Genomic DNA, 9,398 nt, shown 5'->3' with positions numbered 1-9,398 from the left:
AGGCAAGCCGGCGGCGTCGGGAAAACCCGAATACGTCTTCGCGCTGAGCTGGCAGCCGGCGTTTTGCGAGACAAAGTCGAACAAGACGGAATGCAAGGCGCAGAACGCCGGTGATTTCGACGCGACGCATTTCACCTTGCATGGATTGTGGCCGCAGCCGAACGGCAATTTCTATTGCCAGGCGACGGCGAGCGACAAGGCCAACGACAATCCGGCCCACTGGAAAGACCTGCCGCCGGTCAATCTGGACGCCAACACCCGCACGGAGCTCGATCAGGTGATGCCTGGAACGGCCTCCCACCTCGAGCGGCATGAATGGATCAAGCACGGCACCTGCTACGGCGAGAGCCAGCAGGACTATTTCTCCGACGCGCTCAATTTAATGCGTGCGGTGAACAGCTCGCCGGTGCGCGATCTCTTTGCCAAGAACATCGGCGGCAAGCTGACGGCGGACCAGATCCGCGGCGCTTTCGACAGCGCCTTCGGGGCGGGGGCAGGCGACCGGGTGCGCGTTTCCTGCGTCATCGATCCGTCGAGCGGCAGGCGGCTGATCGGCGAACTGACGCTCGGCCTTGCCGGCCCGATCGGCCCCAACAGCTCGCTCAAGGACCTGCTGCTGGCTTCGGTGCCGACCAACAAGGCCGGTTGCCCGACAGGCAATGTCGACGCGATCGGCTTCCAGTAACTCTCAACAGAGGTACCGGACTGTCGCCCTGCCGTGCCCTGGTGCTATGCTACGAGCGCATCATTCTGGCGGGGGCGGCAATGGATGGCATGACGAGCAGCGCGCTGGCGCGGCTGGCTTTCTGGGCCAAGGGCATGGTCTCGATAAACGATGCCCGCAGGGAATGGCCGGGCTTTTCGTATACCGACGCCGAATGGGCACGCATGCGAACGCTCTCCGAACCGATCGGCGTCGGCACGTACCAGCTGTTGACGATCGTCAATGCGGTGATCTTCATCATTATCGCGGCGGTCGGCATTTTCGGCGCCTTCCTGCCGCTGGCGACGTTGCTGTTTCCGGTGCCGGCGGACACCAGCGCGTTGAAATTCTCCTCGCTGCTGGCCGCTTGCACTTTCTTGATCATCGGGCTCGGCCTGCCGATCTCGATGCGCGTTTCGGCCATGCTGGTGGGCGGAAAGACGATGCGAGCAGCACTTGTTTCCGCGCCCGGCGACGAGGCGTTGGCGTCGAAAGTCTCGTGGCAGATCAACCGCATCATGATGATCCTATGCGGCCTGCTGGTGCCGGGCATTCTGCTGTTCATTGCCTACGATATTGAGGCCGGGCCGATTATCACGGCGCTGGCGATCGCGCTGATGGCGGTTTCAACCGTGACGGGCTTTCGACGGCAGAGGAAGTCGTAACGAACTAAATCCGCGCGGACTTTGTCCATGCAGCGGCCGTGTCGGCTTCGTGGCCGCCCGGCTCGCCGCCGACGCGGTCGCGGCCGGTCGACTTCGCCTTGTAGAGACGCTGGTCGGCAAGCGCGAACAGGTCGGCAAGGCAGCGCGTGGTTTCGCTGACGCTGGAAACGCCGGTGGTGACGGTGAACTCGAATCGACTGGTGGCCGCTGAAGCCTTGATCGCATGGCGAATGCTTTCGCCAAGCAGCCTGGCGACCGAGTGCGGACAAGAACTGAGTATGGCGAATTCCTCACCGCCGATGCGGAACACCTGGTCCTCGGGACTGGCGACCTCGCGCAGCAGCGCGGCAACGGCCTTCAACACCTTGTCGCCTTCGGCATGGCCGAAACGGTCGTTGATCGATTTGAAATGATCGACATCGATGATCAGCAGGCTGAGCGGCCTGGCGGTGCGCAGGCTGACCTGGACGGCGGCTTCACCGTCGGCGTCGAAGCGCCCGCGGTGCAGCAGGCCGGTCAGCCCGTCACGGCCGACATGTTCGACCAGCGCCTCGTAGCGTTCGCGATAGGTCAGCGTATCGAAGATATCGGTCAATCCGCGCGGCGCAGTGACCTGGCGCTCCTCAAACCATTTGAGATAGGCAACGAGCATGGTGCTGAAGGTCACCGCCGCCGCCATCTTGGCGAACCAGCCGCCGAAAAAGACGGCTATCGGCGCGCCGGCAACGAAATGCAGGGCGGTGAAAAAACCGGCCTGGTCGAAGGTCAGCACGCAAGCGACCGAAATCAGGATGCGCGCGAACGGCGCCTTGCGAAGATACCGACCAAGCTTTTCGTAGAGCAGGATGATCAGGATGGCATCGACGAACAGCAGCGTCGTGCCCCACACCATCAGCCAACCCATCTGGTCGATGAAGCCGATGTCTGGAAGCCTGCCGTCGGGAAGTGCCGCGATGACGTGCAGGCGCAGCAGCAGCACCAGCCCGATCATCAGCGCATTGCCGAGCAGCAGGCCGTAGATCGGCTGACGCACGGTTGCAGCGTCCTCCTTCATATAGAGCAGCAAAAGCATGACCAGCTTGCCGGAAAACAGCACCGCCGAGCCAGGCGAGACCATGCCGAACGGCAGAGCGACGTAAAAGACGCTGGCGAGATAGGTCTCGAGGAAGTGCATGACACCGAGCGCGCAGATGAATACGCCGAGGCCGATGCGTCTCCGGAAGCGGAAAAGCGTCACCATGACGCTGAAGTAGACGACCGCTTCGGCAAGGAGCAGGAAACTGTTCAGCAATGCCGTCGACCCGATCTCTTTCTCGAAATCGCGGATAGTGAGCGATTCCACTCCGACCCTGTTTTGACGCCGAAGAGTTAACCGGAGATTTCAGCACGCTTCGTGCTGGTGGAAAACTTCGGCGATTGGCGGACACTTCCGCGTGTGACCGGGCAGATATGGCAAAAGCGATTGCCGTTCGCCGCCGCATCGCCTACATAGCGGCCAACCTCCACTCAATTCGACAGATCCAGTCAGTTTTCTGGGCCAGTCAGTTTTTTCAGGGAAAGCGCGCGTGGCACGCCAGTTCATCTATCACATGGCCGGCCTCAACAAGGCCTATGGCACCAAGAAGGTGCTCGAGAATGTCCATCTCTCCTTTTATCCCGACGCCAAGATCGGCATCCTCGGCCCCAACGGTTCGGGCAAGTCGACGATCCTCAAGATCATGGCCGGGCTCGACAAGGAGTGGAACGGCGAAGCCTGGCTGGCCGAAGGCGCCACTGTCGGCTACCTGGCGCAGGAGCCGGCGCTCGATCCGGACAAGACCGTGTTCGAAAATATCATGGAAGGGGTCGCCGCCAAGACCGCCGTCATTGAACGCTATAACGAACTGATGATGAACTACTCCGACGAGACGGCCGACGAGTCGGCCAAGCTCCAGGACGAAATGGACCGGCTGAACCTTTGGGATCTCGAACAGCAGGTCGAGATGGCGATGGAAGCGCTGGGCTGCCCGCCCAAGGATTCGGAAGTCACCAAGCTTTCGGGCGGCGAACGGCGCCGCGTCGCACTTTGCCAGCTTCTGCTGCGCCAGCCCGACCTTCTGCTGCTCGACGAACCGACCAACCATCTCGATGCCGAGACCACGGCGTGGCTGGAAAAGCATCTGCGTGCCTATCCGGGCGCCGTGATGATCATCACCCACGATCGCTACTTCCTCGACAATGTCACCGGCTGGATCCTCGAACTCGATCGCGGCCGCGGCATTCCCTATGAGGGCAACTACACCAAATACCTCGAAGCTAAGGCCAAGCGGCTCAAGCAGGAAGGCCGCGAGGACGATGCCCGCCAGCGCGCCATCGGCCGCGAGCGCGAATGGATCCAGTCGAGCCCGAAGGCTCGCCAGACCAAGTCCAAGGCGCGTATCCAGGCGTTCCAGGATCTTTTGGATGCAGCCGACAAGCGGCGTCCGAGCGATACGCAGATCGTCATTCCGCATGGCGAGCGCCTCGGCAATGTGGTGATCGAGGCGGAAGGCCTGTCGAAGGGCTTTGGCGACACGCTTTTGATCGACGGCCTGGAATTCAAGCTGCCGCCCGGCGGCATCGTCGGCGTCATCGGCCCGAACGGCGCCGGCAAGACGACGCTGTTTCGCATGATCACCGGCCAGGAAAAGCCGGATGCGGGCTCCGTGCGCGTCGGCGAGACGGTGAAGCTCGGCTATGTCGACCAGAGCCGCGATGCGCTCGATCCATCGAAGACGGTGTGGGAAGAGATTTCCGGCGGCGCCGAAGTGGTCAAGCTCGGCAAGTTCGAGGCCAACACGCGCGCCTATTGCGCGTCATTCAACTTCCGTGGCGGCGACCAGCAGCAGAAGGTCGGTAACCTGTCCGGCGGCCAGCGCAACCGCGTGCATCTGGCCAAGATGTTGAAGACCGGCGGCAATGTGCTGCTGCTCGACGAACCGACCAACGATCTCGATACGGAAACGCTGGCCGCACTCGAAGACGCGCTGGAAAACTTCGGCGGCTGCGCCGTCATCATCTCGCACGATCGTATGTTCCTCGATCGCCTGGCGACGCACATCCTCGCCTTCGAGGGCGACAGCCATGTCGAATGGTTCGAAGGCAATTTCGAGGATTACGAGCAGGACAAGATCCGCCGCCTCGGGCCGGATGCCGTCAACCCGCACCGCATGACCTACAAGAGGCTGACGCGGTAAGGGGTTTTAGGGCGGCGATCTCAACCAGCATGAGGAGCTCAAATGGCTGATTGGTCCGCCGCCCAATATCTGAAATTCGAAGACGAGCGCACGCGGCCCGCGCGGGATTTGGTCGCGCAGGTGCCGGTGGACTTCCCGCGCCGGGTCGTCGACATCGGCTGCGGGCCTGGCAACTCGACCGAACTGCTTGTCGAGCGCTGGCCGGATGCCCAGGTGAGCGGCTTCGACACTTCGCCCGACATGATCGAGAAGGCACGGGCGCGCCTGCCCGAGGTCACCTTTGATCTCGCCGATGCCTCCGAATGGCAGCCGGCGGAGCCGGTCGACGTGATCTTCGCCAATGCTGTGTTCCAATGGCTGCCTACCCATCCGGCGGTGTTCCAGCGGCTGATGGGCTTCCTCGCCCCAGGCGGTGCGCTTGCCGTCCAGATGCCCGACAATCTGGGCGAGGACTCCCACCGGCTGATGTGGGAGACCGCCACCGAAATGCCATTTGCCGAAAAGCTCAAGGGCGCGGCACGCGGGCCGTTGCCGCCGGTGTCGTTCTACTATGACCTGCTGTCGCCGCTCAGCGACCGGCTTGATATCTGGCACACCATCTACAACCATCCGCTTGCCGACGCGCAGGCGATCGTCGAATGGGTGAAATCGACGGGCCTGAAGCCGTTCCTCGATCCGCTGGACGCCGAGGAGAGGGCGATGTTCCTCGAATGTTACACGGCCAAGATCGCCAAGGCCTATCAGAAGACGGCTGATGGCAAGGTGCTCTTGCGCTTTCCGCGCATTTTCATTGTCGCAAAACGAGCTTGATTATCCATGTCGCGCGGCGCCTTAGGGCCGCTTGGCTTTGGCTGTGGCCATGTCGAGGGATCGGCTTCAGTCGGCCCAGATCTTTGGTTTAAGCCGGCGTAAACCGCCTCGGTGAGAAAACTGTTGCGCCGGAGCGTTCCGGCGCCCACATGAAGCCGCAACGCCTGCGGATGGGACGGACTGGACATGCATCGCGTCATCATCAGCGGCATCGGCGTTGAAATCCCCGAACCCACAATCACCAATGAAGAACTGGTCGCCAGCTTCAATGCCTGGGTCGACCTGGAAAACGCGCGTCGCCAGGATACCGGCGAGCCGCCGCTGCCGAAATCGGACAGCGACTTCATCGTCCACGCCTCGGGCGTGCGCAGCCGTCATGTCATCGAACGCGAAGGCATTCTCGATCCGACCCGGATGGCGCCGCGCATTCCGGCGCGGCCCGACGATGCGCTGTCGCTGGAGGCGGAGTTCGGAATCGCCTCGGCGAAGAAGGCCCTCGACCACGCCGGGCTGCAGCCGTCGGATATCGACCTTGTGATCTGCTCGGCCTCGCATCACCAGCGGCCCTATCCGGCGATCGCCATCGAAATGCAGGAGGCGTTGGGGACGAAGGGCGCCGGTTTCGACATGGGGCTTGGCTGTTCCTCGGCCGCGGCCGCATTGCACGTCGCCGTCAACCTGGTGCGGTCTGGCGCGCACAAACGCATCCTGGTGACGACGCCGGAGATCATCACCGGCCATCTCAATTTCCGCGACCGGCAGACGCATTTCATCTTCGGCGACGCTTCGGTGTCGATGGTGGTCGAAGGCCTGGCCAAGGGCGACAAGCGGCCGGGGCGCTTCGAAGTGCTCGACACGCGCGTCTGGACGCAGATGTCGAACAACATCCGCACCAATCTGGGCTATCACACCCGCACCGCCCAGGAAGATCCTTACATGATCAATCTGGAAGGCAATCTGATCAAGCAGGTCGGCAACAAGGTGTTCAAGGAAGTCACCGTCGCCGGACAGAAATTCATTGTCGAATTCCTCGCCGAGCACGGGCTGACGCCGCAGGCGATCCGGCGTTTCTGGCTGCATCAGGCCAATGCGCGGATGAATGCCATGATCCTGAAACTGTCGTTCGGCCACGAGGTCGATCATGACCGCGCGCCGATGGTGCTGGAGCGGCTGGGCAACACGGCGGGCGCCGGCGCCATCGTCGCGCTGTCGGAGAACCACGCCGACATGAAACCCGGCGATTTCGGCCTGATCTGCGCCTTTGGCGCGGGGTATTCGATAGGCGGCGCGCTGTTGCGGATGCTCTAGCTATGTCGATATTCAGGTGAGGCCGCCCGGCGAATGGCAGCTTCCTGCGCTTCCCCGGCTCGGCCTGACCTGAATCTCAACACACCTTGGCGCGCAATACGTCTTGTTGCGTCAGGCTGGTGCGAAGGGCACCAGCATCGGCACTCGCCTGGCGATCGCCATCCCATCGGTGACGTTGATCGGACGATCAGCACTTTCGACTGGACGCCGCGAAGTCCGCCCGGCTAATTCGCTGGATGACGAGAGAAAAGAACGCCATGCTGGATCTCTTCCCCGAGGCTGAAAAGCCGAGCGAAATCATCCCTGCGCGAAAGCTCGCCGCCAAGGCGGCAGCGCTTTACGTGGCGCCGGCGGATCATTTTCAGACGCGCCCGGTGGACGAATTGCTGCTGGATTTCGATGGCATAGCAGGCGATTTTCATGCCGGACCGACACGCCGCGCGGGCGGGCGCGAGCCCTGGTATCCGCGCGGCACCGAAATGCGCAACGAACGGCAATTGTCCATAGTGGCAGCGGACGAACTGGCGGTTGTTGCCCAACGCATGGGCCTGGCCGAGATCAGGCCGGAGTGGATCGGCGCCAATCTTGTGATCGAAGGGGTGCCGAACCTCTCGATGCTGCCGGCCGGCACGCTGCTGTTCTTCAAGGGCGGCGTCACCATCAAGATTGACGCACAGAACGGACCTTGCCGCATCGCCGGCCGGTCGATCGCCGAAAACGCCGGAATGGCCGACGTCGAAGCCGGCGCGCTGTTGTTCCCAAAAGTCGCGAAACGGCTGCGCGGCGTCGTCGCCTGGGTCGAGAAGCCCGGAACGGTCAGGGTCCGCGAAGAAATCTCGGTGCGCGTGCCGGAGCAGTGGATCTATTCGGCATAGCTGTGCGGCAACCAGAGGGCAGGAGCTACGCCGCCGTGGCGGCGTAGCCAAGCTCACTAGGCGTTAGCTTTGCGGTTCTTCTTGGCGCCTTGCGCCATAACGGAAACGTGGTCCCACTTGTCCCATGTGGCGAGTCGGTTGGCGTATTCCTGGCGTATCATCGGCAGGCCGCCGTCGCCGAAGAACACCCTGAGCGGTGGCTCGGCGGCGTCGACAATGGCCAGCATCGCCGGCCCGGTGGCCTCTGGATCGCCGGCAACGGAATTGGCGCGGCGCTCTGCCATCTTCGCACGGGCGGGCGCATAGGCCTCGATCGGCTGAGAGATCTTGGCCGACGGGCCGGCCCAGTCGGTGGAGAAGCCACCCGGTTCGACCAGCGTCACATGGATGCCGAATTCCGCGACCTCGATGCTCAGCGACTGGCTGAAGGCCTCCAGCGCCCATTTCGAGGCGTGGTAGAGGCCGAGCGAGGCAAAGGCATTGACGCCGCCGATCGACGAAATCTGGATGATGTGGCCGGAACGCTGCGCCCGCATGATCGGCAGTGCGGCCTGAGTGACCCACAGCGCGCCGAAGACATTGGTTTCGATCTGGTCGCGAGCTTCCTGTTCGCTGACCTCTTCGATGGCGCCGAAATGGCCGTAGCCGGCATTGTTGATGACGACGTCGAGTCGGCCAAAACGCTTGTGCGCCTCGGCGACAGCGGCATCGACGGCTTTCTTGTCGGTGACGTCGAGCTTTATCGCGGCAATCCTGTCGCCGTATTTCTCGACGAGATCGGCGAGCGTGCCGGCATCGCGGGCGGTCGCCGCGACGCTGTCGCCGCGTGCGAGTGCGGCCTCGGCCCAGACGCGGCCAAAGCCCTTCGACGATCCGGTGATGAACCAAACCTTTGATGTCATGATCTTGGAGTCCTTGCCCCTGCGGGCGTGATTTCGGGGAAAGCGGAGGCTTCTCCGCTTTCGGGCATATACGGTCCATCCTCTGATTTTCCAGAGGCGACGGGAATCTTTTGAAAAAGACGCCTGAATTATCGGGGATAATTCACCTGAGACGACCAGGCCGGGTCATCGTGCTTTTGCCAGTAGCGCGCCATCAGCCGGCTGGTGATCGGTCCGACCTTGCCGTTGGCGATTGCCGCGCCGTCGATCTCGGTCACCGGCATGATGCCGCCCGCGGTCGAGGTGATGAATACCTCGTCGGCCTCGCGCAATGCCGTGACGCTGACATCGGTCGCGGTGGCGGCAAGACCTTGTTCGGCGCAGAGATCGAAGACGGTGCGGCGGGTTATGCCCGGCAGCACGCCAATGGAAGGCGTCGACAGCTTGCCGTCCCTGACGCAGAAGACGTTGAAGCCCGGACCCTGGCGACATTGCCGTTGAAGTCGAGGATCAACGCGGTCTCGGCGCCGCGATCATAGGCATCGTAGAGGCCGCGCACCAGATCGAGCCAGTGGTAGTTCTTGATCGCCGGGTCGATCGAGGCCGGCGGAATGCGCATCTTGTCGCTGATGGCGACACGCAGGCCGCGCTGCAACTGCTCGGCATTGGCGACCGAGCCGAACGGCACGGCGAACGCCATGAAGCGGTTGACCGCCTGGCGCGGGTCGCGGCTGAAAATTGGCGAGGCGCCGCGCGTGCACAGCATCTCGACATAGGCGGCGCGATGACCCGACAGCGCCACGCAATTGTGCAGGATTTCGGCCACGCCTTTGCGGTCGAAGGGAATGATCATGCGCAGTTTTTCCAGCCCGCCGAAGAAGCGCTCGAGATGTAAATCGAGGCGGAAGAAGCGGCCATTCCAGACATGCACGGTGTCGTAG

8 protein-coding genes and 1 pseudogene are annotated in these 9,398 nt (G+C 62.7%); 6 read left to right on the top strand and 3 right to left on the bottom strand.

Translation table 11 applies throughout. The features are described 5' to 3' along the window. Positions 1–685: ribonuclease (locus tag EOD15_RS21390; RefSeq protein WP_127408804.1), on the top strand; the 685-nt coding region annotated here is incomplete at its 5' end. Positions 686–774: 89 nt separating this feature from the next. Then, on the top strand, positions 775–1,368 hold the full coding sequence (locus EOD15_RS21385; protein WP_127408803.1) for a hypothetical protein: 594 nt from the start codon (positions 775–777) through the stop codon (positions 1,366–1,368). Positions 1,369–1,372: 4 nt separating this feature from the next. On the opposite strand, the gene EOD15_RS21380 is transcribed toward EOD15_RS21385, so the two are convergent. Further along, on the bottom strand, positions 1,373–2,659 hold the full coding sequence (locus tag EOD15_RS21380) for a GGDEF domain-containing protein (protein ID WP_127408805.1): 1,287 nt from the start codon (positions 2,657–2,659) through the stop codon (positions 1,373–1,375). A gap of 274 nt (positions 2,660–2,933) precedes the next feature. Here EOD15_RS21380 and ettA point away from each other — a divergent pair, with 274 nt between their 5' ends. The 4 genes from ettA to EOD15_RS21360 all read left to right on the top strand — a co-directional run bounded on the left by ettA (position 2,934) and on the right by EOD15_RS21360 (position 7,576). Then, complete coding sequence (gene ettA / locus EOD15_RS21375) at positions 2,934–4,583, top strand: energy-dependent translational throttle protein EttA (RefSeq protein WP_027034974.1); 1,650 nt, start codon at positions 2,934–2,936, stop codon at positions 4,581–4,583. Between the two features lie 42 nt (positions 4,584–4,625). Further along, on the top strand, positions 4,626–5,393 hold the full coding sequence (gene tam / locus EOD15_RS21370; protein WP_127321687.1) for a trans-aconitate 2-methyltransferase: 768 nt from the start codon (positions 4,626–4,628) through the stop codon (positions 5,391–5,393). Positions 5,394–5,579: 186 nt separating this feature from the next. Then, positions 5,580–6,701: a beta-ketoacyl-ACP synthase III gene (locus tag EOD15_RS21365; RefSeq protein ID WP_127321686.1), complete on the top strand. Its 1,122-nt coding sequence runs from the start codon at positions 5,580–5,582 to the stop codon at positions 6,699–6,701. A gap of 257 nt (positions 6,702–6,958) precedes the next feature. Continuing rightward, a complete protein-coding gene (locus tag EOD15_RS21360) occupies positions 6,959–7,576 on the top strand; it encodes an MOSC domain-containing protein (protein WP_127321685.1) in 618 nt (205 codons plus the stop codon). 56 nt (positions 7,577–7,632) lie between these two features. On the opposite strand, the gene EOD15_RS21355 is transcribed toward EOD15_RS21360, so the two are convergent. Next, positions 7,633–8,478, bottom strand: a complete 846-nt coding sequence (locus EOD15_RS21355) for an SDR family oxidoreductase (protein ID WP_027034966.1) — start codon at positions 8,476–8,478, stop codon at positions 7,633–7,635. A 128-nt stretch (positions 8,479–8,606) separates the two neighbouring features. Then, a pseudogene (locus tag EOD15_RS21350) lies at positions 8,607–9,398 on the bottom strand (aminotransferase class IV); the annotation flags it as partial.

It is taken from the genome of Mesorhizobium sp. M7A.T.Ca.US.000.02.2.1, assembly GCF_003996995.1.
Lineage (GTDB): Bacteria > Pseudomonadota > Alphaproteobacteria > Rhizobiales > Rhizobiaceae > Mesorhizobium.
The sequence above is the reverse complement of the archived record's forward strand: the minus strand, read 5'-3'. Positions and strand labels throughout refer to the sequence as shown.